The 24455-nt window shown below is 61.4% G+C and carries 20 protein-coding genes, 1 tRNA gene and 4 pseudogenes; 13 read left to right on the top strand and 12 right to left on the bottom strand.

The features are described 5' to 3' along the window. Nucleotides 1–503: 503 nt before the first annotated feature. Together A3M3_RS29505 and A3M3_RS29500 are read right to left on the bottom strand one after the other, a co-directional pair. A pseudogene (locus tag A3M3_RS29505) lies at nt 504–761 on the bottom strand (transposase); the annotation flags it as partial. 110 nt (nt 762–871) lie between these two features. After that, nucleotides 872–970, bottom strand: a pseudogene (locus A3M3_RS29500) (transposase); the annotation flags it as partial. A 1394-nt stretch (nt 971–2364) separates the two neighbouring features. Between A3M3_RS29500 and A3M3_RS0108715 the strand changes: the two are divergent. Next, nucleotides 2365–2804 (top strand): annotated as a pseudogene (locus tag A3M3_RS0108715) (IS110 family transposase); the annotation flags it as partial. Nucleotides 2805–2877: 73 nt separating this feature from the next. On the opposite strand, the gene A3M3_RS28840 reads toward A3M3_RS0108715, so the two are convergent. Then, nucleotides 2878–3306, bottom strand: a complete 429-nt coding sequence (locus A3M3_RS28840) for a hypothetical protein (protein ID WP_155854342.1) — start codon at nt 3304–3306, stop codon at nt 2878–2880. 51 nt (nt 3307–3357) lie between these two features. Here A3M3_RS28840 and A3M3_RS0108705 point away from each other — a divergent pair, with 51 nt between their 5' ends. From A3M3_RS0108705 to A3M3_RS24350, 4 genes are all read left to right on the top strand, one after another. After that, complete coding sequence (locus A3M3_RS0108705; RefSeq protein WP_028266008.1) at nt 3358–3654, top strand: putative quinol monooxygenase; 297 nt, start codon at nt 3358–3360, stop codon at nt 3652–3654. A gap of 56 nt (nt 3655–3710) precedes the next feature. Further along, nucleotides 3711–5114, top strand: coding sequence for an LLM class flavin-dependent oxidoreductase (locus A3M3_RS0108700; RefSeq protein ID WP_028266007.1), 1404 nt, complete (start codon nt 3711–3713; stop codon nt 5112–5114). Between the two features lie 459 nt (nt 5115–5573). After that, the gene (locus A3M3_RS0108690; protein WP_028266006.1) at nt 5574–8627 is read left to right on the top strand and encodes an ATP-binding protein; all 3054 of its coding nucleotides are present in this window, start codon (nt 5574–5576) and stop codon (nt 8625–8627) included. Nucleotides 8628–8793: 166 nt separating this feature from the next. Beyond that, a complete protein-coding gene (locus A3M3_RS24350; RefSeq protein ID WP_051423050.1) occupies nt 8794–9270 on the top strand; it encodes a riboflavin kinase in 477 nt (158 codons plus the stop codon). Between the two features lie 235 nt (nt 9271–9505). Here the strand turns inward: A3M3_RS24350 and A3M3_RS27390 are convergent, their stop codons facing one another. The 3 genes from A3M3_RS27390 to A3M3_RS0108670 all read right to left on the bottom strand — a co-directional run bounded on the left by A3M3_RS27390 (nt 9506) and on the right by A3M3_RS0108670 (nt 10544). Further along, the gene (locus tag A3M3_RS27390) at nt 9506–9694 is read right to left on the bottom strand and encodes a transposase (protein ID WP_081736739.1); all 189 of its coding nucleotides are present in this window, start codon (nt 9692–9694) and stop codon (nt 9506–9508) included. Between the two features lie 102 nt (nt 9695–9796). Next, on the bottom strand, nt 9797–10021 hold the full coding sequence (locus tag A3M3_RS28835) for a hypothetical protein (RefSeq protein ID WP_155854340.1): 225 nt from the start codon (nt 10019–10021) through the stop codon (nt 9797–9799). An 85-nt stretch (nt 10022–10106) separates the two neighbouring features. Continuing rightward, a complete protein-coding gene (locus A3M3_RS0108670) occupies nt 10107–10544 on the bottom strand; it encodes a MaoC family dehydratase (RefSeq protein ID WP_028266004.1) in 438 nt (145 codons plus the stop codon). 451 nt (nt 10545–10995) lie between these two features. Between A3M3_RS0108670 and hxlB the strand changes: the two genes are divergently transcribed. The 4 genes from hxlB to A3M3_RS0108650 all read left to right on the top strand — a co-directional run bounded on the left by hxlB (nt 10996) and on the right by A3M3_RS0108650 (nt 13970). Beyond that, nucleotides 10996–11595, top strand: coding sequence for a 6-phospho-3-hexuloisomerase (gene hxlB, locus A3M3_RS0108665; protein WP_051423297.1), 600 nt, complete (start codon nt 10996–10998; stop codon nt 11593–11595). A gap of 158 nt (nt 11596–11753) precedes the next feature. Next, nucleotides 11754–12377 (top strand): 3-hexulose-6-phosphate synthase, encoded by a 624-nt coding sequence (hxlA, locus tag A3M3_RS0108660; protein ID WP_028266003.1) that lies wholly within the window; start codon nt 11754–11756, stop codon nt 12375–12377. A 126-nt stretch (nt 12378–12503) separates the two neighbouring features. Continuing rightward, nucleotides 12504–13157 carry a GPR1/FUN34/YaaH family transporter gene (locus A3M3_RS0108655; protein WP_035741516.1) on the top strand — a complete coding sequence of 218 codons (654 nt, stop codon included), beginning with the start codon at nt 12504–12506 and terminating at the stop codon, nt 13155–13157. A 129-nt stretch (nt 13158–13286) separates the two neighbouring features. Further along, nucleotides 13287–13970, top strand: a complete 684-nt coding sequence (locus A3M3_RS0108650) for an NUDIX domain-containing protein (protein ID WP_028266001.1) — start codon at nt 13287–13289, stop codon at nt 13968–13970. A 487-nt stretch (nt 13971–14457) separates the two neighbouring features. Here A3M3_RS0108650 and A3M3_RS0108640 read toward each other — a convergent pair whose 3' ends face one another. The 3 genes from A3M3_RS0108640 to A3M3_RS0108630 form a co-directional block, all read right to left on the bottom strand. Then, nucleotides 14458–14637 carry a hypothetical protein gene (locus A3M3_RS0108640; protein ID WP_028265999.1) on the bottom strand — a complete coding sequence of 60 codons (180 nt, stop codon included), beginning with the start codon at nt 14635–14637 and terminating at the stop codon, nt 14458–14460. A gap of 249 nt (nt 14638–14886) precedes the next feature. Further along, nucleotides 14887–14960: transfer RNA gene (locus A3M3_RS0108635), tRNA-Thr, on the bottom strand. A 313-nt stretch (nt 14961–15273) separates the two neighbouring features. Next, nucleotides 15274–16152 (bottom strand): DsbA family protein, encoded by an 879-nt coding sequence (locus A3M3_RS0108630; RefSeq protein ID WP_028265998.1) that lies wholly within the window; start codon nt 16150–16152, stop codon nt 15274–15276. A 179-nt stretch (nt 16153–16331) separates the two neighbouring features. Between A3M3_RS0108630 and A3M3_RS0108625 the strand changes: the two genes are divergently transcribed. The 4 genes from A3M3_RS0108625 to A3M3_RS0108610 all read left to right on the top strand — a co-directional run bounded on the left by A3M3_RS0108625 (nt 16332) and on the right by A3M3_RS0108610 (nt 21402). After that, nucleotides 16332–17822, top strand: a complete 1491-nt coding sequence (locus A3M3_RS0108625; protein WP_028265997.1) for an alpha,alpha-trehalose-phosphate synthase (UDP-forming) — start codon at nt 16332–16334, stop codon at nt 17820–17822. Beyond that, nucleotides 17812–18633, top strand: coding sequence for a trehalose-phosphatase (gene otsB, locus A3M3_RS0108620; RefSeq protein ID WP_028265996.1), 822 nt, complete (start codon nt 17812–17814; stop codon nt 18631–18633). Before A3M3_RS0108625 ends, otsB begins: the two co-directional genes overlap by 11 nt. Nucleotides 18634–18829: 196 nt before the next feature. Beyond that, on the top strand, nt 18830–19912 hold the full coding sequence (locus A3M3_RS0108615; protein ID WP_028265995.1) for an ABC transporter ATP-binding protein: 1083 nt from the start codon (nt 18830–18832) through the stop codon (nt 19910–19912). An 80-nt stretch (nt 19913–19992) separates the two neighbouring features. Beyond that, a complete protein-coding gene (locus A3M3_RS0108610) occupies nt 19993–21402 on the top strand; it encodes a DUF4032 domain-containing protein (protein ID WP_028265994.1) in 1410 nt (469 codons plus the stop codon). A gap of 125 nt (nt 21403–21527) precedes the next feature. On the opposite strand, the gene A3M3_RS0108605 is transcribed toward A3M3_RS0108610, so the two are convergent. From A3M3_RS0108605 to A3M3_RS0108600, 3 genes and pseudogenes are all read right to left on the bottom strand, one after another. Further along, nucleotides 21528–22886, bottom strand: coding sequence for an FAD-binding oxidoreductase (locus A3M3_RS0108605; RefSeq protein ID WP_028265993.1), 1359 nt, complete (start codon nt 22884–22886; stop codon nt 21528–21530). A 102-nt stretch (nt 22887–22988) separates the two neighbouring features. After that, nucleotides 22989–23279, bottom strand: a pseudogene (locus A3M3_RS29250) (GNAT family N-acetyltransferase); the annotation flags it as partial. Nucleotides 23280–23424: 145 nt separating this feature from the next. Then, nucleotides 23425–23919 (bottom strand): SRPBCC domain-containing protein, encoded by a 495-nt coding sequence (locus tag A3M3_RS0108600; protein WP_028265992.1) that lies wholly within the window; start codon nt 23917–23919, stop codon nt 23425–23427. Between the last annotated feature and the right edge of the window lie 536 nt (nt 23920–24455).

The raw sequence follows: 24455 nt of genomic DNA, 5'->3' as shown, positions 1-24455 counted from the left end.
AGCTCATCGCGGCCCAGGCCGCCGGAGACGCCCAGGTCCTGGAGAACCACGGCCGCCCGGTCCTGCGCCTGCACCTCACGGACCGCACAGCCGGGGTCGCCCAGCTCCAGGAAATCATCGCTGCGCTTGGCGCCCGGCCTGCCCTCGTCGCGGCAAGCTAAGGCCCACCAACAGCCATGCCAGAAACCGAACACGCAGCTGGTGGGTAACCTGCCAGCCGCAGGCGCGCTTCCGGCACTTTGAATCAGCGTATTACCCGGGTCCGGCAGCTTCGGAACACCGACCGAGGCACGGAACAGGTCGACCGACAGGAAGTCGCCCGCCTCGGCGATGGCCAGCAAATTAAATACGTAGGCATCAACGGCCTGGACGGCCAGTGATTCCACGGGGAATCGATGGAATCTGAGCCTGTAGTTGGTGAAGTTACAAGCCGCCGGCGATTCTGCGAGTGGTTTCGATGAAGCCGTGATCGCTTCGGTTGGTCCGATGGAGGCGCCGTGGGTGTCAAAGTAAGCCAGGATCGCGGCCTTCCATTGTTTGCGTGTCCGGCCCAGTCGGGAGACCTCGGGGATCGGGCAGGACGGGAAAGAGGAGATCACCTGGCTGACGAGTTCCCGGCCCCGTTCCGGCCTGGCGTGGTAGATGTTGCGGAGCTTCTGGTAGCACTGCCAGGCCAAGCTGACTTCGTGGTCCGGGTCCCCGAGGCTGAGTTTGGCATCGAGCCGGGCGGATTGTTTGTCGGTGAGGTGTTCGACGCCGATCCGCAGGGTCCGGCGGATTCCGTAGAGCGGTTGCCCTTGCGGCCGCGGTGCCCGAGGGTTTCCTGCTGCACGCGGCGGCGGACCTCATCGACCATGGCTGATCCCAGTTTCACGACATGGAAGGCATCCAGGATGGTGATGGCTTCGGGCAGTTCGTCGCGGATCGCGTTCGCGTAGCCGCGGAACGGATCCAGCGCCGCCGCTTTGATGCCAACGGTGAATTCCTCGCCGCTGGCTTTGAGCCAGTCAGCGTAGGCCTTCCCGACCGGCCCGGGACGAGGTCTGGCAACCGGGCATGGGCGGAGACCGAGGCGTCAAAACGCTGCAGGCCGTCGGTCGCCCACGCAACGGCCCTGGCCGTGAGTTTCTCGCCCGGGGGGCCGGCCAACGCATGTTCTTCGGTGAAGGTGGTTCCGGGGCAGTCAGGGTCCTGGCAGCGCCAGACACACTTGTCCAACAACAGCCGCCCGAAACAGGATGTGTCATGGAGCCGGAGCTGTCGGCGGCCGTGACAGAGCAGACGTGGATGCCTTCGACACCAAGAAGCGCGTCTGCGAAGGGCCGCATATCCTCGCGAAGAAGGCTGTCTCCTTCAGCATCCCTTAAACCGCACAGAGCCGACACCGTACGAGGTGGCGACGTTGATCGGTTTGGACGTGTTAATCATCTCGCGCACAGCTCGTCCTTGAACTCCTGGATAATCGTCTGCGTGATGGGGTTGGGTATCTACTAGGTCCATTCCGGGTTGCATTGAGGTCGCGGTGGGTCGTCCACTGAGCGGCTAATTATTGTTGACCCGGCCGATGCCGGGCACACACGTGAAAAAAGCAGGCTGCTGGACGGGCGCAAATGGGACTACGAGCCATTGACCGCCATAAAATTCCACGTACGAATCCGGGGTGCAACCTGCGTAGGCTTCTTCTCGCGTCATATTGATCTGCCTTTCTCGCTAGGTAGTGAGTTATCGGGAAGGGTACTGCCAGCGGGGTACTGGCCATGCCCTCGAGATCTACAACTTCTCCCTCTCATTGTGGAATGCGTCACATACACTATTCATCCGTGGCCATCACGGATTTCTCCACGGAAACCAGTACTGGAGCCAGTACTGAAGCTGTCGGGTCGTCGTTGAGCAGATCAGGGACTCCCCCGGTTTTGTTGACTCCCTGACCTCAGGCGAGTGCTCATGGAAGCACGGTGACCATGCCCACGGCTTATGGGTCGGAGTTCAGCCAGGATGTTATTGATGTGGCCCGCGGGGGCGAGGCACCGCGGGCGCAGATTGCGACGGATTCAGGCCGGTCCCCCGCTTGCGACGCGCCAGCCGATGTCGCCGCCGCTCGCTCATACACCCCGTCACGATCTCACGCCAGAACGCCCGCTCGGTGTCCCGCCTCAATGACGGATTCCCGGGCGATTTCATGACAGGCCTGGCCGTCGCCATTTTCATCCAGCCCGCCGACCTGCCCACCGCGGTAGCTTGATCAGAAGATTGTCCACCCTTGCGGGGCGCGACCCATCGGAGTGCTGTTCCTTTGGTGACCTCTACCCGGACTGGCGCCGGCCGGTGACGGCCATGACCACATCCGTTAAGAGGAAGTTAGGAATGACCGCCATGTCTATCGTCGCTCATGCCCATCCATTTGTCGTGGGTGTCGACACGCACGCCCGAAACCGTGTCTACGCCATCCTCGCCGGCACCATGGCAACCCGCGGATTCCCAGTCGCCGAAGCGCCGGGCATGGTTGCCAAGAAGCGCCGTGGCATGGGCAAGTCCGATCCCCTGGACGCCCACCAGATCGCCATGGCCCTGCTGCTCCTGCGCGGCAATGATCTGGGCATCGATGCCCGCCAGAAGCTCACAGGCGCTCAGATCAACGAGGTCTCAAAGTGGCGTTCCCGCGAGGAAGAGCTTGCCTTGTCCATTGCCCTGCTGAGGCCGTACGACTGGCGAAACACGCCCTGGCGTCGGATAAACAACTCACAGCCAACGAGAACCAGCGGGACGAGCTGGTAAAGGTCAGCGAGGCCTCACCGCTCCTGGAGGGTGACCGGCGCTTGCCCGGCAACCTCAGTGGCTTGATCAGAAGCATGCCCGACCTCGCGGGGTCGTGGCTCATCACAGGTATGCCCCGAAGTGATTTCTTTCCGGGTCGGCGCCGGTCGTCAGCGACCGGATCCTCACCCCTGCAAGGAAAGGAACCGGACGCTGTGAGCATCGACTGAACCGTGGCGGAGACAGGCAACTCAACCGGGCGTTGAATGTCATCGCGATAGTCCGAATGGTCCACGAGCCCGACACCCTGCCTCCGTCCACCGCCGACGCGCCGAACGCAAGACCGACCGTGAGATCCGCCGCATCGTTGAATCGATCCGGCCCCACCCACCGGCTCACGTCCGTCATGCAGAGGGCCTCTTCAGGCCCTTCCCGGACCTTGTCTTTATCGCCGGCTGGTTCTGTTTGATGGGAAACCATCGTCGAGTAAGTGTGAATGACCGTGGTGAATTCAGTGTTGAGCACGGATGTAGAGCAGTGCTTGTTGAACATAAGTTGGACAGTGATCGGCGTCACATGCGCTGAAGATAATGGAGGCAGATCATGTCGAGTTCAGTCGGATTGTTAGTCACGTTTGAGGCGAAATCTGGCAAGGAGGCCGAACTGGCTGAGTTCCTTAAGTCTGCTCGGGCCCTCGTTGTTGATGAGCGTGATACGTCCACCTGGTATGCGTTCAGGATCAATGCCAACCAGTTCGGAATTTATGACACTTTTCCGGGTGAGGAAGGTCGTCAGGCGCATCTCGCCGGAAAGGTGGCCATAGCCCTTGGGACGAAGGCGCATGAGCTTCTCGTCTCCCCGCCGGAGATCCAGCCTGTTGATGTCTTGGCCTTCAAGTAACCCCGATCTCGAAATCGTTTTTCATCGATACCCCTTACTAGTAAAAGGATGTAAGCATGGCAAATGAGCAGAACACCAAGAAGCGCATGATCCTGAACGCGTTCGATATGAACTGCGTGGTGCATCAGAACCCTGGGATGTGGGCGCATCCTGATGATCAATCCCACCGCTATAAGGACGTAGACTACTGGACCGATTTGGCAAAACTCCTTGAGCGTGGAGGATTTGACTGCCTCTTCATTGCAGATGTCCTCGGCTTCTACGATGTTTACGGCGGATCACGCGACACCGCACTTCGCACCGCAGCCCAGGCGCCAGTCGGAGATCCGGCGATCCCGGTGGCAGCCATGGCGGCCGTTACAGAACGGCTGGGATTCGGGGTTACGAAGTCACTGACTTATGAACTTCCGTATTCTTTCGCCAAGACGATGACCACCCTGGACCACATCACCAAGGGCCGGGTCGCCTGGAATATCGTGACGTCGTACCAGGCCAGTGCAGCCGAGAACCTGGGGCTGGATAAGCAGATCCCGCATGACGAGCGTTACGCGGTGGCGGACGAGTTCATGGAGGTTTGCTACAAGCTTTGGGAAGGGTCGTGGGAGGACGACGCCGTGGTTAGGGATAAGAAGAACCGTATCTTCACGGATCCGTCTAAAGTCCATAGCATCAACCACGAGGGGAAGTATTACAAGGTTCCCGGTGCCCACCTGGGAGAGCCGAGTCCACAGCGCACCCCCTTCCTGTTCCAGGCCGGCACATCCAAGAAGGGCATGGAGTTCGCCGGGAAGCACGCTGAGGCCGTGTTCGTCATCGGCACCAGCCCGGAAGAGCTGCGCCCCACTGTGGACAAGCTGCGCCAGCAGGCCGCTGCGGCAGGCCGGGACCCCCGCAGCGTGAAGATCATCGTGATGTTGACCCCGATCACGGCACCGACGGACGAGGAAGCCCAGGCCAAACTTGAGGACTTCAACCAGTACGTAGACATGGACGCGGCACTGACCCTGTTCGGCGGCTGGACAGGCATCGATATGTCTTCAGCGGCGGCAGATCAGCCCCTGGAGAGCATGGAGAGCGACGCCATCCGGGCAATGATCGAAATGCTGACCGGCGTTGACAGTGAGATTGTCTGGACCAAGGAGCGGCTGGCGAAATGGCTGTGCATCGGCGGATTTAGCGCTTCAGTGGTTGGATCACCGAAAACCATCGTCGATGAGATGGAGCGATGGATGGAGATCGCCGATGTCGACGGCTTCAACCTTGGCCGCGTCATTGCACCCGGGACCATGAAGGACTTCGTGGACCTTGTCGTTCCCGAACTGCGCAAGCGAGGTCACGTCCCGCAGGAACCGCTCGCCCCCATGACTATGCGTGAACGTCTCACAGGTGACTCTCGACTCCCGTCAGAACACGCTGGCGCCAGCTACAGGGTGGGCGCTGAGGCATCGGTTTCCCGATAAAGTCAAAACACTAATTGGGGCGAACTCTGGTTCCAAGGAAGTCAAATCCGCCCCAAGGCAAGTCGGATTGTGTGGCATTTTGAATTACACACCGGTTTCCTGAGGGCGAAGCTACCGGCGGCCACCGATTTGAGGATCGGTGGCCGCCACTCTTTCCGGGCAGTATTCTTCTACGATGAGACTCGACACATGCCAGCTCGGGAGAGCGCGTTTCTAGCCAGGAGCCAGTCGCTCTAATCCAGGAATTACACAATTTCCGCAAGCGGAGTGAGTCCAACACCCGCGGAAATCTACGTGTCACAACAGGCCCCGTATTGTTGGTGGCTGCACGTTGGCCGCTCCGCACGTGCCTACTCTTGTCCGATCAGTTCGAACTACGCATGAGACCGGTTGAAGGCTTCCGGTTGAGTGTAGTGTTTAACTGCCACACCTTTGGGGGTTCAGAGAGGAATCCATTCAATGCCGGCAGACTCCAAGCAACTGCAATCTGGGTCGCTCCGTGACCGGGGTATCACCGCCAGGGAGTGGGAGGTGCTTCAGGCGGTTCTTGACCACCTGACGAACGGCGAGATTGCTGCCGCCTTAAGTATCAGCGTACGCACGGTGGAGAGTCATGTCTCGAATCTCTTGACGAAGTTCGAGGTCACTGACCGCTCGGGGTTGGTGGCTGCTGTGCAGGCTAACCAAAGCGCTGAGCCAGTGCGACTGGAGGCTCCCCCGTCATTGCTACGCATGGCCAGCGCAGGTGAGTTCGTGGGCCGGGGCCCAGAGCTCCGGCAGCTCCACAATGAGTGGGGCAAGGTGCAGGGAGGCGCGCAGGGCCTTGTGCTGATCTCGGGCGATGCAGGCATTGGAAAGAGCAGGCTCGTTGCTGAGTTCGCGCGACAAATATCAGTCACTGATGATCCAGTGGTGCTGCATGGACGATGCGATGAAGACGTGGCAGGCCCTTTCGAGGCTCTCGGCCAGGCCCTAGCCCCCTATCTCCGTGCTTGTGATCCGGGACGTTTGGCGGCGGAACTTGGTGATCTAGCTGAAGAATTGAGCCGGATTGTTCCAAATTCCGGCCTTCGTTTACCAAGGGTTCCCGTTGACGCAATGCACTCAGATCCGCACTTTATCCGTTCTCGGCTGTTCGATGCCGTCACCCGCGTTTTCCGTCAAGCATCGACGTCTTCCCCGGTGCTACTCGTAGTTGATGATTTGCACTGGGCTCCAGAGCCAACACTCCTTCTGCTCAGGCACCTCATGCAGAGGGGGATGCTTGAACGTACGCTGATCGTCTGCACTCTTCGCCCGGGATACTTTTCAGATGCCTTGATCGACTTTCTAGGTGAGCTGCGCCGCGATGCAATGCCGGTTCAGCTTGAGTTGGGTGGATTGCATCGGCTCGAGGTAGCCCAACTGTTGGGTGCAGATGTGGGGTCGGCAGTGTCCCGCGATGATATCTTCTCTGAACGCTTGGCCTATGACATCTTCTCTGAAACACGGGGAAACCCTCTGTATGCCGGAGAACTGATCCGTAGTCTGGGGGAAGATAACGGACCGAGATCAGCAGGCAATGCAGATGTACCTCACGGAGTAAAGGACATCGTTGCGGCACGCGTTCGGCGACTTAGGCAAGAGACGCAAACCATGTTGGGGATGGCCGCTGTTTTAGGCCAGGCATTTGAACTAAGCGTGCTCCAACGGCTCGCCGAGGTTGATGATCAGACGCTCTTGGAGGGAGTGGAGGAAGCAACGCAAGCGCAGCTCTTGTACGATGTCACGGGGATTTCCCCAGGCGCTGTTGAACGCTATGAGTTTGTGCATGCCATCGTGCGTAAGGCAATAATTGAGAGCGTCTCGCCTGCTCGGGTGCGTCGAATCCATGCTGCAGCGGCTGCAGCACTGGAGCAATTGTTTTCGCATGCCTTGGAAGAGCGGGCAGATGAGATCGCACGGCACTTGGTTCAAGCGGGCCCGATTTCAGACCGGCAAAATATTATGCGATATCTCACGATGGCCGGCAGGGCCGCCCTGGGCAGTTCCGCGGCAGAAGAGGGACTTCGCTATCTGAATCAGGCCATGGTGATTATGGATACGGCCGAAGCCTCTGACCGTGCGGAATTGTGGTTCCAGCGAGGCTTGGCGTTGCGTATGATCGGTCGTTGGCCCGACTCGGTAGCCTCGCTGCGCACTGCCCTGAACATCTACGCGGAAATGGGCGATGTTAGAGCCATTTCCCGCACGAGTTGCGAGGCCACTCACACTATGTTTTGGTTTTTCCGGATGAAAGAAGCTCGCGATTTGGCGGCTTATGGACTCGAGAGGCTTGGCAGTCACGAGGGCGCAGAACGAGGAAGGCTGCTTGGCGCATTGTCATTTGCCCAGGCGTGGAGCGGTGAGTACGAGTCAAGTGTGGATAATATCCGTCGAGAGTTGGAAATAGCGTCCCGGCTCGAGGATACGGAGCTTCGAGGACATGGCTTGGCTATGCGAGCTATGCAGCTTCCTGCATTCCTCGAGCACACGGAGGCGGTCGCAGCGGGATACGAGGCTTTGGAGATACTACGCCACTCCAGTGATGTCTGGACATTGACAAGCATGCTGGGCTTCTTGAACTACACACTTGTTGGTTTAGGTCGCCTAGGTGAAGCCCGCGCGATAGGCGCGGAACTTGCCCCAATCGCGGTTCGAGTGGGCAATTACGCCGCCCAACAACAACACACACGTATGAACGCCATGATCGAGTTCTTTCAGAACGGAAGTCCGGCCGCCCTTGAAAAATTTGCGCGCAAGGACCTCGCATTCTGTCATGCCGTTGGTCTTGCAACGCCGGAGCATTCGCTTGCGTGGCTTGGGTTAGCCAAATTTCTCGCCGGCGAATGGGAGGAGGCAAAGGAGGCATACTCAGCCGCTCTTGAGACAGAAGCGGAGACAGGCATGGTCGGGTGGGGATGGTCTGCCCTGTTTGAGTTGCTCGCATACATGGGAGATTCTCAGGCCGCGATGAGTTTGCTTGAAAAGAATCGAAACACCTTTCCGCAGCTGGATAAGGCCAACACATGCGGCTCATGGGTGGCGGCGCTTACAGCCGTAGAAGGTCTAGTAGTTTTGGGAGAGCTGAAGCAGGCCGCCGAATTGCTTCCTGCTATCGAACAATGTATCGAGCGTACCGGCGTTGTGTGCATTGAATTCCGAGCCGGTCGCCTGGTCAAACGTTCCGCTGCGATTGCCGCCGCGGCCGCTGGTGACTGGACTCGCGCAGAACGGTACTTCCGTGAAGCTCTTCAGGATGCTGAGAGCATTCCCCATGTCGTGGAGCGCGCCCATACGTTGAGGTTTCACGGAAAGATGCTTCTTCAAAGTGGTGAACAATCATCGTCCGAGCGGGCAAAGTCGTATCTGCGAGACGCTCGTGCTACATACATGAAGCTCACGATGCCTCGTCATGTTGCGATCTGTGATCTGGACTTGGAACCGAACCAGACTGCGAGCAGATTGCCGGGATTCGCCGACACCGGCCATTAATGAACTGCAGACGCTTCTGACTTGCCAGCGGCGCCGACGCCGCACGTTCGTGTGAGGTTCCAAGGAACCCGCACCTCAATGGGACGTGAGATGAGTCTTTAAACCGCACCATCGGAAGTCAGGCTTACGCCGAAACAACACTTAGTCATTTGTCTAGGAGTTTCAATTGAAAAAAGACCCAACAAAATGTAATCCTTCACGTACCCCGCAGTCCCAAGCGGGTCCGAACGACGGCTATTTCCAGATCACCGGCGTGGTTGGTCATGGAGACCATCGTGGACGGCTGCTCGGCTTTCCGACGGCCAATATCGCTATACCGCCAAATAACGTGAGCAATGGCGTCTGGGCGGGCACAGTTCATCTTGGCTCTCAACTTGACCGCTCGCTCTATGTTGCTGCAATATCAGTCGGCGACCGGCCGACCTATTACTCAAGAGGTCAAAGTCTGCTGGAGGCGAACCTTCTGGACTACACCGGCGATCTTTACGGGCAGAGCCTCGTGGTGACGCTGCACACCCTGATCCGTTCACAACGCAAGTTCGCCGGCACGTCTGAGCTCGTGGATCAGATCCAGGACGACGTTGCACGTGTTCGCAGTTGGGCTGCGCAAGCCGGCTTGGGCGGCTACCTCGGTGAGGAATAAAGAGGACCAATCGCCCGCTTCCGACCCCGTCAGGACCGGACGCCTCGCGCAGGAGACGTTGCAACTTCCGTGGAAAATACTCAACGATTGCACCACTGTCGGATTTCCACAGGCACAGAGCTAGTCCATGTGACCGGTCGAGAAATACTGTCTTTCGCCGTAACCGGGTCGGCGAGGGACCCTGTGGCGAACAGCGTCCGGAGCGGCTACTTGATGCGCCACTCGGTCTGCAGCTTCAAGGTGGCATCCGTCGGCCATGGACCTGCTGGGCGAGCCGTTCCCGGACTTCGGTGAGCATGTCGTTGCCTAGCTTGACCAGGTGGAACGCATCGACCGAGACTGCGGTGCGCGGGAGCCACATCCGCATTGCCTTGCGGAACGCAGCTGAGGGGTCGATCGCGACGACCTGTACGCCCGGTCCCATTGTGGAGCGGCCGGGCGAAGAGCCAGTCTCCGACGCGCCCCTCACTGTAGCGGGCGTCCACGATCCCGAGCACCTGTCCGGCGTCCAGATCGACGACGGTGCTCATCCGTGGCGCGAGGCATCAACGTTTGGCATTGTCAGGGTCGCGGAGTCCAGAGCCCGCTTGACCAGCCACCATGAGACACCGAACGAGGAGGAAGCCTCCGCGCCTGCCCTTCCCGACCCGGTCACGGTAGCCACGAGGGCGTAGCGGAGCCGGCGGGCGGCCTCGACGCGGACCCCTCGCAGCCCGAACGAGGACCTCGATATCGGTGACACGTTAGTCACAGGCAGGTGAAAATGGCGGTGCCGACACCGTACGCGGAGTGCGGTCGGCTGAGACGAGAGTGGGCTTATGGGCCGCTGCTCCTCGTCACTCGCCCTTTCCGGAAAGGTCCATTGTGTAGCACACCGCCGTGCCTTCAAGGACGATCGTCCCATCGTCGCGGACAACCCAAGTCCTAAGCTTGGTAATCGGCTTGTCCTCGCGCGCTTCCATGACTAATACGTGCCCCGTTATTACGTCTCCGGGACGGACGGGTGCCTTGAAGTCCCAGTTAACATTCAAAAAAACTGTACCGGGACCAGGCAGCTCTTCCGCCACAACGGCGTTCAAGATGGCGCTGGTGACTCCGCCTTGAACCACTATTTCCCCAAACCGGGAGGCCTTTGCCGCCTGCGGGTCATAGTGGAGGGGATTATGGTCACCGCTGATCTCGGTAAATAGCCCGATGTCGCTGTCCGTGATCGTTCGTGACAGCTGGGCGGTTTGTCCGACAACGGGCCGGGTGCGGGTTTGGTTCAGGGTCATGTCTGACCTTTCTTGTAATAGGTGTCGCCGGTCCCGTGGTTGTCACCCGCGCCCCAAGCCCGGACCGTCCGCTTGAACTTCTCTTGCTCTGAGCCAATTCAGCTTGGGGAAAGGTGTCCCAACAGAATCACGGTTATACGCATCCGGGTCAATCCGTACTGGGTTCCGTGTAGAAATCCGTGATGACCACGGATGCACCATGTCTGTGACTCATCCCACACTGGAAGGGAAATGTTGTGGATCCTGAATCTGAAACTGTTGGATCCGCGCTGGCTCTCGATGAGCCGGGGGCGCCAAATTCTTCCGTCGAATGGACCTTGAGGGCCATGGGCACCTAAGCCATCCGGGCAAGGTGGCGTTACCCCTACAAGTTTGCTTCGAAACCATGGATATCAATCAGAAGGACCCATTCGGCCTTTATGGCCGATTGCCGAATCGAAGGGACCAAATCGTGAATCCGACAGCTAACGCGACGCGTGCGGTGTATAGCACTACGAGTGATATTGTGCGTAATTTGGCGCTTGTCAGGGATGAGATCGCGGACACCGCGGCCAAGATTGATGTGCAGGAGTTGGCCGGTCTGGCGGGGCATCTTGGGCAGCCGGGTCGGGTGTTCGTTGCCGGGGCGGGCCGGAGTGGTCTGGTGTTGCGCATGGCCGCGATGAGGCTGATGCATTTGGGTTTGACGGTCCACATTGCCGGGGATACCACGACTCCGGCGATCGCTTCCGGGGATCTGCTGCTGGTGGCTTCGGGGTCGGGAACGACCTCGGGTGTGGTCAAGTCCGCGGAGACCGCGGCGAAGGCCGGGGCGCGGATTGCCGCGTTCACCACTAATCGGGAATCGCCGCTGGCCGGGCTGGCCGACGCGTTGGTGATCATTCCTGCCGCGCAGAAGACCGATCATGGTTCGAGTGTTTCGCGCCAGTACTCCGGTTCCCTGTTCGAGCAGGTGTTGTTCCTGGCTACCGAGGCTTTGTTCCAGTCGCTGTGGGAAAACGCCGACGAACCGGCCGAGCAGCTGTGGCTCAGGCACGCCAACCTCGAATAACCCCCCTGTATAACCCCGGATAACCCCGCCGGGTTACCGGCCCCGGTCTGGCCGGTCCCTGTCTGGCCGACCCCGGGTTACCGGCTGGTCCTTGGTTTGGCGGGTCCCGTGTTTTTCCATCACCATCTCTGCAGTTCCCTACAGAAAGATAAATCATCATGAAACTCCAAGTTGCCGTGGACCTTCTCACGACCGAAGACGCTCTCGAACTGGCCGGCAAGGTCGCCGAGTACGTGGACATCATTGAGTTGGGTACCCCGTTGATCAAGGCTGCCGGGCTTGCTGTCGTCACTGCTGTGAAGCAAGCCCACCCGGACAAGATTGTTTTCGCTGACATGAAGACCATGGACGCGGGGGAGCTTGAAGCCGATATCGCTTTCAAGGCCGGCGCGGACCTGGTTACGGTGCTCGGTAGCGCTGATGACTCCACCATTGCCGGTGCGGTCAAGGCAGCCAAGGCCCACAACAAGGGCATCGTGGTTGACCTTATCGGTGTGGCCGACAAGGTTAGCCGTGCGAAGGAAGTCCGTGCGCTGGGTGCGAAGTTCGTCGAGATGCACGCGGGCCTGGACGAGCAGGCTCAGCCCGGTTACGACCTGAACGGTCTGCTCAGTGCCGGAGCCGAAGCGCGTGTTCCGTTCTCCGTGGCCGGTGGCGTGAACCTGTCCACCATCGCCGCCGTGCAGCAGGCCGGCGCTGATGTCGCCGTCGCCGGTGGCGCGATCTACGGTGCAGCCGACCCGGCCCTGGCAGCCAAGGCACTGCGCGCCGCCATCATCTAACCCCCCGTCTCTGGTGGCGTCCCGCGGCCTTGCTCAGGGCCAACACCCGCCCAGACCCGTCAGCGCTACCCAACCGCCTGGTCCGAATCTCGCACATTTAACTACAGCCATAGGAGTTCCTCTGCCATGTCCAGCACCTCTCTTATCGACAACCCGCCCCTTGCCGCCGAAGCGCCCGCAGCCCCATCGGCTCCGTTAAGCGGCCCGCTGGAGGGCGCGCCCGGTATAGTCGGACTCCCTATGGCGATCGCCGGAGCATTTGGTCTGGGTCTGGTCAACACCGGGTTTGTGCCCGCCGGCGCAGCTGCCGCTGCATTACCCACAGTGATCGCGGCCTCTGCCGTTGGCCTGCTGCTGGCAGCCGTCTGGGCCTGTGCGCTCGGGCAGAACGTATCAGCTGGCATCTTCGTGTTGTTCTTCGGTTTCTTTGCCACTTATGGCACGCTGTCGCTCGGACTCATCAATGGATGGCTTGGCATTCCCTCGAATCAGGTGGTGAACGCTCAAACACTCTGGCTGACATGCTGGCTGGTCATTTTCGTGATGCTCACACTTGTGACGTTGCGTCTGCCCTGGGGTAACGCCCTCATGCTCGTGTTCGTCGACATCGCCCTCGTCCTGCTCCTCATCGGCACCGTGCAAGGCAACGCCGGCATGATCAACCTTGGAGGTTGGTTTACCTTCGCTTTTGTTGCAGTGGCCATCTATTTCTACATCGACGTGATGTGGAGCCAGACCGGTGGCCGTGGACTGCCCCTCGGGAGGCCGCTCGTCCGCTGATCAGTTCGGTCTCCGGGGACCGAGTGACGTCGCCGCGGGCACGGTCCCGCTGCGACGTCACGGGTCGGAGCGACGCCAATCTGCCCGGTCCTGCCACGGAGACCAGATAGGAGCCACAAGGTCTTTGTCATGAACGCCTATGAGGCCGAGGCCACCCGAGATCGCAGCCAGATCATCTCGGGCAGCCTCGGCCCCATCACACCACCGATACGCCGACATCCTGCAACGGGAACCGGCTACAACGACGAACAAATGCCAGTCACGTCCCTCGCCGTTGACTCGAATCGACTTTCAGCCAACCAACGATCTTTCGGGATACGGGCACGCGAAGGATGGATCATGTGCATCGAAAACGCATCACTGGGCTTCGGCGTAGCTCCGGTGCAGACGTCAACAATTCCCTCATCGCACGCCGTGGTAGCGATTGTCATCGAGTGTCGGGGACAGATCGCCATGTTGAAGCGGAGCCAGCTTCTCGGCCACGACCGAGGTCTGTGGCATTGCATCTCCGGGTACCTCGAACGCGGAGCGACGCCCCGGCAACAGGCTCTCGAGGAGCTCTTCGAGGAAACGGGCATACTCGCAACAAACTTGCTCGACTTCCGATCTGGGCCTGTCCTGGTGATTCATGACGATGACGGGAAGCCGTGGCTTGTCCACACCTTCACCGCCGTCACATCCCAGCGCCGGCTCGAAATCGACTGGGAGCATGATTCATACCGCTGGACAGCGCCGGGCAAGGTCAAGCGCTTTGCCGACCGCGTACCTTGGCTGGACAGCGTGCTTCATGCAACCGGCTTCCTTGCACCCTAGACGCGATACCCCAACTGGATCTTCAGCATTGTTTATCTTCGGACGAGGTAATCGCGCCAAGCTTGGCACATATCGGCATCTTCAAGGCCATCGGGCTGGGGGCACCGATCCCGGTCCGCTGCCGTCCACGGGGTTTCCCAGCAGCTGGAGTTCCTTCTTGGTACGGGCTACAAGAACCCGATGGCGCCGATCCTCATCAACGCCGTCGGGCTGCCTCCTAGGCCGCAGCGGCCGGAGACTCCACCGTCACGAACCGGTGGTACTGGCCGGTGCAGGAATGGATGACCGGGTTCGGGGTGATGACCACCCTCTCGAAGGAGCCCTGATAATGGAAAAAACCGTCGGTGCAGAAACCGGGCCGCCATTCAGGTGCTGACCGGTGAGCGTGCTCGGTGACCCTGCAACGGCACAGACCCGTGAATAGCCCGAGCAGGGTATAGGCGACCACACCGGAGGTATCGCTCCGGACAATAGGCGGGTCTGGAAATCAGGCAGTCGGGTCGATGACGACGGTGCGACCAAGATGTTCGAGCTTCGCTACCAGCCGTCGGGTATGGGCCTCGTCGCGCCGGTGTTGCAGCCAGTTGGATCCGAGATCGCGGTCGGGCTCATTGCATTCCAACATGTAGTTGCCGACGAGGATTGAAAGCGCGGCCGATCTGGGCACTTGGCACCATGGCGGGAGGCGATCCAGGCCTGTTTCGCTGGGAGGCGGGAGTTCTTGCTGCGAGCTACCGACGCAGCTAACCCGACTCCGGGCCGCACTTGCGGGGCTGCGTTGTCGTCAATGTTCAAATTGAACTGTGCCACGACCCTGTGAGCATCGCTCCCGTTCGAGGAATCTGCATCCCGAGAAGTCAGGCTGCAAAAACGCCAGTCCCGCCCGACTAAATCCGCAACTCAAAGCCACAATCGGAGCCCCCTGTCGGATTCGAACCGACGACCCCCGCTTTACAAGAGCGGTGCTCTGGCCAACTGAGCTAAGGAGGCGCGCCCCGGCGGACCGGAGCTGGGTGCCCCGGCGGACCGGAGCTGGTGCGCGCAAGCGCTAGATAAGGGTAGCCCAAGACCTCCCGCCCACGGAAATTCCGCGGGCGCCAGTCGGCGCGGCGCTCACCTAACACCGCCAGTCGGCGCGGCGCCGATCTAACACCGCCAGTCGGGGCGGCACCACGCAACACCCACGGCCCGCGGGCAACCACCCAACACCGCCCCAAACACCCCAGCCCACCCGGCGGAGCGGCACTGCCGTCATACGACGGCAAGCACCCTCCGCCACCGGCGGGAAATCCCCAAGGGAGAACTACTTCTTCGCGGCGATAGCTGCGTTCAGAACTGTGGTGAAGTCCGTCTTGTTGTCCCACTGCTGGCCGTCGACGAAGACCGAGGGCGTACCGGTGACTCCGATGATCGAGGCTTCCTTGGTGACCACCTTGACGAATGGTCTGTACGTCTTGTTGTCGATGCAAGAGTCGATGTTCGCTGATCCCGCATCGGTGGCCAATTTCTTGAGGTCGTTGTCCGAAATACCTGCGCTGCCCTCAGCAGGCTGGCGCGCGTACAACATGTCGATGAGTGCCGAGTACTTGTCCGGCGACGTGTTGGCCACGCACGCTGCGGCGTTGGCGGCACGCGAGGAGTAGTTGGTGGTGGAGCTGGCGTCCAGGAAGCCGATCGGACGGTACTCCAAGGTGATCTTGCCGTCGTTGCGTAGCTGTGTCAGCTGAGTGTTGTAGGTGGTCTCGAAGTTCTTGCAAATGGGGCAGATGAAGTCGATGTAGGCCACAACCTTGACCGGCTTTCCGGACTCAGCTTCAGCGCCGGGGGCGGTCACGACGGCGGGCGCCGTGGCCGGGGCTGACGGCAGGGACGCCAGGCTCACGGTGGCAGCGGCCGACTTCGCCACGTCGGTGCCCTTCAGCAGCGTCACGCCGCCGTGCACGTTGGCGTTGGCCGGCGTCGGGCCCTGGTCCGCAATCGGAGCGTTGTTCGCGATGTTCTGGGTGACCACCAGGGCAATGACGGCGAGGATGGCCACGACGGCAACCACAATGCCCCAGCCGATCAGCAGCTTATTGCGCTTGTCTTTCTTCAGCTGGGCTTCACGGATCGCGCGGGCCTTTTCGCGGGCCTGGGCGGTGCGTTCTGCCTTGGACAGGCGTGGTTCGTTTGCGGGGCTCATCAGTTCCTCGTGCTTAATCGGCGGCGTAGGTCTAGCTATGGCAACCAGGCCAGTTTACGGGAGAAGACCGACAAGACGGGCTGCAGTCGCCGACTCCAGCCGGAGGAACTGGCAAGTGTCCTTGATGATTCCCGCCGGTAGGGTGGAAGGTGAGTCACAAGTAACCCCAGGGGGCAGCAATGCAAGAACCGGCAAGTGAAAAAATCGACACCGCGTCCGAAGGCAAACAGGCTCCACAGGCCCGGAAACACGATTTCATGGTGGTGTCCAACCGCCTTCCGGTGGATCGCTACCCCTCCGAGGACGGGGAAAACAGTGCGGACGGTTGGCGTCGTTCTCCCGGGGGACTGGTGACGGCCCTCGCACCGATGATGACCAAGACCGACGGCGCGTGGGTGGGCTGGCACGGCGCCCCGGACGAGGCTTTGGAGCCCTTCAGCCATGACGGCATGGATCTGGTTCCCGTGGAACTCAGCACCACCGATGTTGAGCTGTATTACGAAGGCTTTTCGAACGCGACTCTCTGGCCGCTTTACCACGACGTCATTGCCCCACCTGAATTCCACCGCACCTGGTGGGATAGTTATCGCCGGGTCAACCGGCGGTTCGCCGATGCCGTCATTGAGCATGCGGCCCAGGGAGCCACCGTGTGGGTGCAGGACTACCAGCTCCAGCTCGTGCCCAGCATGCTCCGCCAGGCGCGCCCGGATCTAAGGATCGGATTCTTCAACCATATTCCGTTTCCGCCGCCGGAGATCTTTGCCCAGCTGCCGTGGCGCCAGGCCATCATCGAAGGCTTGCTCGGCGCTGACTTGGTGGGCTTCCAGCGCCCCAGTGACGCGGCGAACTTCATGCGCTCGGCACGGCGTTTCCTCGGCGCCAGCGTCAAGCAGCAGCAGATCCACGTCAAGGGGCCGGACGGCCGGATCACCCACTATGCCCGCGCCCAGTCCTTCCCGATCTCCATCGCGGTGGATCAGATCAGCGGACTCGCCGAGCGTCCGGACATCATCGAACGCGCCCGCCAGATCCGCCAGGATCTCGGCAACCCCAAGACCATTCTCCTGGGCGTGGACCGGCTGGACTACACGAAGGGCATCCCCCATCGCTTGAAGGCTTTTGAGGAGCTCCTCAAGGAAGGCCGGCTCACCGTGGAGGACGCCACCCTGATTCAGGTGGCGAGCCCGAGTCGCGAGCGTGTGCGGCAGTACCGGCTGCTCCGTGAGGAAATTGAAGGCACGGTGGGCCACATCAACGGCACCTACGACACGATGCAGAACACCGCGGTGCGTTACCTCCACCACAGCTACCCGGTTGAGGAGATGGTGGCCCTCTACCTTGCGGCCGACGTCATGCTGGTGACGGCGTTGCGCGACGGCATGAACCTGGTGGCCAAGGAGTATGTCACCGCCCGGACCAACAACACAGGCGCCCTGGTCCTTAGTGAGTTCACGGGCGCGGCCGACCAACTCAAGCAAGCGCTCCTCATGAATCCGCACGACATCGACGGACTCAAGAGCACCATCATGAGGGCCGTGAACCTGTCTCCGAACGAATCCCGCCGCCGGATGAGGTCCATGCGCAAGCAAATCCTCGATCACGACGTCGATCATTGGTCCGCTGACTTCCTCTCGGCCTTGGCAGAAACTGTGGTGCGCGATGACTCCTGAACCAGCCACTCCCCCGCTGAGCCTCTCGCCGGAGCTGCTCGACGCCGTCCGGCGGATCGCGGGAACTGATCATCTCTTGGTGGCGATGGATTTTGATGGAACCATCTCGCCTCTGGTGGACCACGCCGACGACGCCCGTCCGCTCCAGCGCTCAGCCGCAGCTCTTGTTGAACTCGCCAAACTTCCGAGGACGACGACGGCGCTCATCTCGGGGCGGGCATTGGCCAGTCTGCGCGCGGTTGCCTCGCCGCCTGAGGACACGCTGCTGATCGGCAGCCACGGCGCTGAGGCCTGGATGGGTCCCGGTTCGGCGAAGCTCCAACTCGACGACGCCCAACGGGAGCTCCTCGCCGAAGTCCGCGGGGTCCTGGCCGGAATCTCGGACGAAGCTCCGGGTACGGTCCTCGAAGACAAGCCTGCCGGCGTCGTGCTCCATACGCGACTCGCCGCCGATGATGTGGCGGAGGACGCCGTCGCCGCAGCCCGGACGGTCCTTGAAGGCCGGCCGGGAGTCTTCCTCAAGAACGGCAAGCGCGTTCTTGAGACGTCTGTGGTGCATTCGTCGAAAGGCGAGGCCGTGGAGTTCTTGCGCCAGGCGACTGCCGCTACCGGGATTCTGTTTGCGGGCGACGATGTGACGGATGAAGACGCGATTGCCAGGTTGGGTCCCGGGGACGTGGGGGTGAAGGTCGGGCTTGATTTCACCCAGGCCGAATTCCGAGTGGAAGCCCCTCTCTATGTGGCGGAACTGCTGGAAACGGTCCTTCGCGAGCGCCGTCGCGAAGTCGCGGGAGACACATCTCACATGTGACATGCGTAACATTTGCGCGAATACCGGAAACTACTGCCATACTCTTGGTTGTGATGTGGCGCACAGTTACCGTGCGGTGTCACACGAAACTCGCCTGCCTGGGCTCCGGCTCAGGGCAGGGGGTCCAACTGAATAAACATGAACCATTCACTACGGATCGTCCGGCACGTACCTGCCGGTGAAGGGATTGATAACTGTGGCAACAGTTACTTTTGATAACGCTACGCGTCTGTACCCGGGCACAGATAAGCCCGCCGTCGATAAGCTCAACATCGACATCGCCGATGGCGAATTCCTGGTCCTCGTTGGACCCTCCGGTTGCGGTAAGTCCACCTCCCTGCGCATGCTTGCAGGTCTTGAGGATGTGAACTCCGGCCGCATTCTGATCGGTGACCGCGACGTCACGGACGTCCCGCCGAAGGACCGCGACATCGCCATGGTCTTCCAGAACTACGCCCTGTACCCGCACATGACGGTCGCGGACAACATGGGCTTCGCACTCAAGATCGCCGGCGTCTCCAAGGAAGAGCGTGCCGAGCGTGTCCGCGAAGCCGCCAAGCTTCTTGACCTCGAGCAGTACCTGGACCGCAAGCCGAAGGCACTCTCCGGTGGTCAGCGCCAGCGCGTTGCCATGGGCCGGGCAATCGTCCGTAACCCGCAGGTCTTCCTCATGGATGAGCCGCTTTCCAATCTGGACGCCAAGCTCCGCGTCCAGACGCGTACCCAGATCGCATCCCTGACCCGCCGCCTCGGCGTCACCACGGTCTACGTGACCCACGATCAGGTCGAGGCCATGACCATGGGTGACCGCGTTGCCGTCCTCAAGGACGGCCTGCTGCAGCAGGTGGACACCCCCCGCAACCTGTACGACCGCCCGAAGAACGTCTTCGTGGCCGGCTTCATCGGCTCCCCCGCCATGAACCTGCTGGAACTGCCCGTCGTCGACGGCGGCGTCCAGTTCGGCGGTACGGTGTACCCGGTCCAGCACGACGTCCTCGAGGACGCCACTGGCAAGACCGTCACGCTCGGTTCCCGTCCGGAAGACCTCGAGACTGTCGGTGCCGGCGAAGGCCTCGAAGTTGAGGTTGACGTCGTCGAAGAGCTCGGCGCCGACGCCTACGTCTACGGCCACACCACGCTTGATGGCAAGAGCCACGACATCGTGGCCCGCGTCGACGGCCGCCGTCCTCCGATGAAGGGTGAGTCCATCTTCGTTCGTCCGCAGTCGGGCCATGTGCACCTCTTCGACACCAAGACGGGCCTGCGCCTGGGCGACTAGCACCGCAACCGACGGCGGCCCATCCCAGTGGACGGGCCGCCGTCGTCGTTAACCCCATCTCCATACGGAAGAATTGACCCATGACCGAGCAAAGCGGTGCCAAGTGGCATGACGAACCCACCGACTACACGCAGATCGGTAAACTTCCGCGTACCGAGTCCGCCAGCGCCAATGACACGGCCCCGCCCGCGAGCGTCATCGGTTCACTCAACATCACGGCCGCGGCCGCGGATCCGGAACTGCTGGATCTGCCTTGGCACATCGCACTCGAGGACTGGCCTGCCGCCAACCTGGCTGCCCTGCCCCGCGGCATTTCCAGGCACATCGTGCGTTTCGCGCACCTGGCCGGTTCCGTCATCGCCATCAAGGAAACGTCCGAGCACGTTGCCCGGCACGAGTACCACATGCTCCGCAAGCTGGCCCGGATGGATGTACCCTGCGTCGAGCCCGTGGCGGTCATCACCGGCCGCACCACCGTTGACGGCAAGCCGCTGAACCCCGTGCTGGTCACCCGGCACCTCAAATTCTCCATGCCGTACCGTGCGCTCTTCTCACAGATGCTGCGCCGGGACACCCTGACAAGGCTCATTGACGCCCAAGCCCTGCTGCTGGTTCGCCTGCACCTGATCGGTTTCTACTGGGGCGATGTTTCGTTGTCGAATACCCTTTTCCGTCGCGACGCCGGAGCCTTCGCCGCATACTTGGTGGACGCCGAGACGGGTGAGCTGTACCCCGATCTTTCCGTGGGCCAGCGCGAATACGATCTCGAGATCGCCCGGGTCAACATCGCCGGAGAACTCATGGACTTGCTTGAAGGCGGCCTGATCGAAGAGAAGGTGGACCCGGTAGCCACGTCGGAGCTCATTATGGACTCGTACCATCGGCTGTGGGCCGAACTCACGGAAAAGGAGTCGTTCGAGCTGGGCGAACGGTGGCGCGTGGGCGCGCGCATCCGCCGCCTCAACGAACTCGGCTTCGACGTCGAGGAATATGCCATCAAGACCACCGCTGACGGCTCCACCATCCAGCTTCAGCCCAAGGTGGTCGACGCCGGCCACCACCAACGTCGATTGCTTCGCCTCACAGGTCTGGACGCCCAGGAGAACCAAGCCCGCCGGCTGCTCAACGACATGGATTCGTTCCGGGCGGACAACAACCCGGGCCTCGACGAAGAGATCAATGCACACACTTGGGTCAGCCAAATCTTCGAGCCCATTGTCCGGTCCATCCCCCGGGACCTTGCAGGAAAGCTTGAGCCGGCGGAAGTGGTCCACGAAGTCCTCGAGCACCGCTGGTATATGAGCCAGAAGCAGGACCGCCACATTCCCTTGGCGGAAGCGGTGCAGTCCTACCTGGACACCGTGCTGCGCCACCGGCGTGACGAGGCAGCCATCATGCTCAATCCGGACACGGCAATGCTGAAGATCCTGGAAGTGGAAACCGAAGAATCCCGGTACGAACAGGACGAATATCCGGATTCTGACGACTAGCGAGGCGTGCGACGCCGTCCGTGGCGCCGGAATGGCCCAAATCCTTGCTGCAGCGGCCGGGTCCAGCCCGAGGCCGGACTGAGACAAGGATCAGTGCAACGGTGGCTCGTTTTTGTACCAGAAGCCTAAATGGCTTTACCCGGGTTGAAGATCCCGGCTGGGTCGAAAAGCTCCTTGATGCGGTGCTGCAATTCTCGGACGGGCCCGGGCTGCTCCAGGCCCAGCCATCGCAGCTTGTACTGCCCAACCCCGTGCTCGCCTGTGATGGTTCCACCCATCTCCAGCGCAGCGTCGATGGAGTCGTCCAAGGCCATGTTCAGGCGGGCCATCGCGTCCGCGTCCACCTCCATATCCACACGATCCACCCAGAAGGTGGGGTGCAGATTGCCGTCGCCGGCATGGGCCACCACCTTGAGCTGGACGTTGCGGGTCGCGGCCATGGCTTCGAGCGCGGCCACATAGTCCACGAGTCGGGACCTCGGGACGGCGACATCCTCACCCACCCGGTATTCGTTGTCTACTTCGTCGCCGCGGCTCGAACGCCGCATCTCGACCAGGCGCTCGGCTTCAGCATTCGCTTCCGCCATCACCGTGGCACCGCCGGCCACCAAGACTTCCCGGACCAACGCAGCCTCCGCCGCGGCCCCGAATCCGTCCGTCTGGACCAACAGCAAGGCCTGCCCACGTTCACCCAGATCGGAACCATACAGCTCGTCGAGTTGCGCGAGCGTCCCGGCGTCGAGCATTTCCATAATGGCAGGCTGGACGCGCGCTTTGCCAACCGCCAGGACGCCTGCGGCGGCAGCCCGGAAATCCGGATAGAAGGCCGCCACGGTCTGCACGTCCCGGGGAAGATAACGCAAGCGCACCGTCACGCGCACGACGATCCCCAACGTACCCTCGGAGCCCACCAAAAGAGATGTGAGGTCATAGCCTGCCACGCCTTTGAAGGTCTGGTGTCCGGTGTGGATGAGCGATCCGTCGGCCAGGACGACGTCGAGCGCCAACACCGAGTCCCTCGTCACACCATATTTGGCGCAGCGTAAGCCGCCAGCGTTCGTGGCCACATTGCCACCAATCGTGGACATTTTGTAGCTCGCCGGGTCCGGCGCATACATCAGGCCATGTTCGGCCGCCGCAGCGTTCAGATCGGCGTTCACCACGCCAGGTTCGACGACGGCGGTCTCGTCGTCCGCGTTGAGCTGCAGAATGCGGTTCATGCGTTCCAAACTGAGCACGATGCACCCCGCGCTGGCGTGGGCGCCACCGGAGACACCGGTTCCAGCGCCGCGGGCAACAATCGGCACCTTGTGCTTCGCGCAGCTAAGAACCACGTGCTGGACGTCTTCAACGGATTCGGCAAACACCACAGCCAAGGGCAGCTGCAGGTCCAGGACGGGCCCCTGGTCCGCGGCATAGGCGGTGCGCATGGGTTCGTCAACCGCGACTTGCCCCGGAGTTAGCGCAGCGACCAGCTCGGCCATGAATTCGCTGATGCTCTTGGTTTCTGGCTGAAGGCGGCGGGCCATGATGACTTCCCGTTTGGTTTTATCTTGCGGATAGGGCCGGCTGCCCCCAGTGTCTTCAAAACCGTGCCGGGAATAGAAGGCCCTGGCACGGGCATTCTCCTCGTGGACGCCCAGCTCGATCATTGCGGCACCAAGCTCAGCACCTGCTACGGCACACGCTTCATCAAGCAATCGCGCAGCCAAGCCCAACCCTCGGTACTCGGGTGCAACGTAAACGCTGATGAGCATGGCTTGCAGCGCTTGGGAGGGCTCCTGTGGCTGCTTCACGACCACGCGCATCAGTCCGGTAATTCGGCTACCGTCACTACCGTCGTCGGCCACCAAGGTGATGCTCGAGTCACCCGACATCGTGGCTGCGCGTTCCTGCCATTGTGCGTCCGTTTGGCGACGGGCGGCGGCGAGGCTCTCCACGTAGGCCATCGGAGTGTCCGAAAGCATTTCCAGCCGCACCTCGCGAAGCAACCGCCAATCATCCGCGAGGAGCCGGCGGATTCTATTCACTTCCGCCGCCCATGAACCGCGCATAGCGCTCCAGGACGCCCGGCCAATCGGCCGCGTAGTCCGCCCGGGCTTTGGCCGGCTCTTCGGCGCCTTCCCAACCGTCATGGACCAGGCGCACCTCTGTGCCGCCATCCACGGCCCGGAACGCCACACGAACCTCGGTGGACCACATCGCAGTACTACCCGGATACCAGCTCGCGTGGAACGACAACGGTGGCTGCCAATCGTCAATCGTCGCCCATACCGCCGTACGGCCGTCGTCAGCCGTCTCCAGGATGAGGTTCTCCTCAAACTCGACGTGCGAGCCCACCCCGTAAACGCTGTGGTCTTCCATGGGCCACCACAGATGCGGGTGATCGGTAAAGCCCATGAAGGCGTGCGCCACCGGTGAAGGCACGACGACGGTGCAGACTACCGCGTCCAGCTCACCGGGCTCCTCTGGCTGAGGTTCGGGATCCGGCGCAAGATGACTGAAAAGGCTCTCCATGTGCACCAACTTTACCGCCCAGCAAAGCACTCGCCGCCGGTCCCGAAGCCCGCTCACCTATGCGCGGTCCCGGCCGGACGCCCGCTCACATATGCGCGGTCCCGGGCCGGACGCCGGCTGACGTATGCGCGGTTCCGGGCCCGACGCCGGCTCACTTGTACGTGATGGAGGGTTTGGGTGAAACGCCCGATACGTGATCGGGGGTTGTTGGCAACCGGTGGATTGGTGAGGGAGGGTTGGGTTCCGGGCCGACGCCCGCTCACGTATGCGCGGTCCGGGCCGACGCCCGCTCACCTATGCCGCGGTCCGCGCCGACGCCCGTTACCTTTTTCGTAGCCCTTTCCTGGTGCAGGATATGGGTGTGTTGGCCTGCCGTCCCGGCATGATTGTGACGCTCTGTCGATGCATGATCCTGAGCGTGTTGTCACCGGGGCTTGGCAGGTGCCAGGGAGACCGCTAATAGGGGCAGGACAGTTTGGGATCGTCGTGCGTAACGTGGATGCCGGGCCCTGACACCGCTGACGGGCCGGCACTGG

Source organism: Arthrobacter sp. MA-N2 (assembly GCF_000517125.1).
GTDB lineage: Bacteria > Actinomycetota > Actinomycetes > Actinomycetales > Micrococcaceae > Arthrobacter > Arthrobacter methylotrophus.
This window is presented reverse-complemented; position numbering and strand designations above follow the sequence as displayed.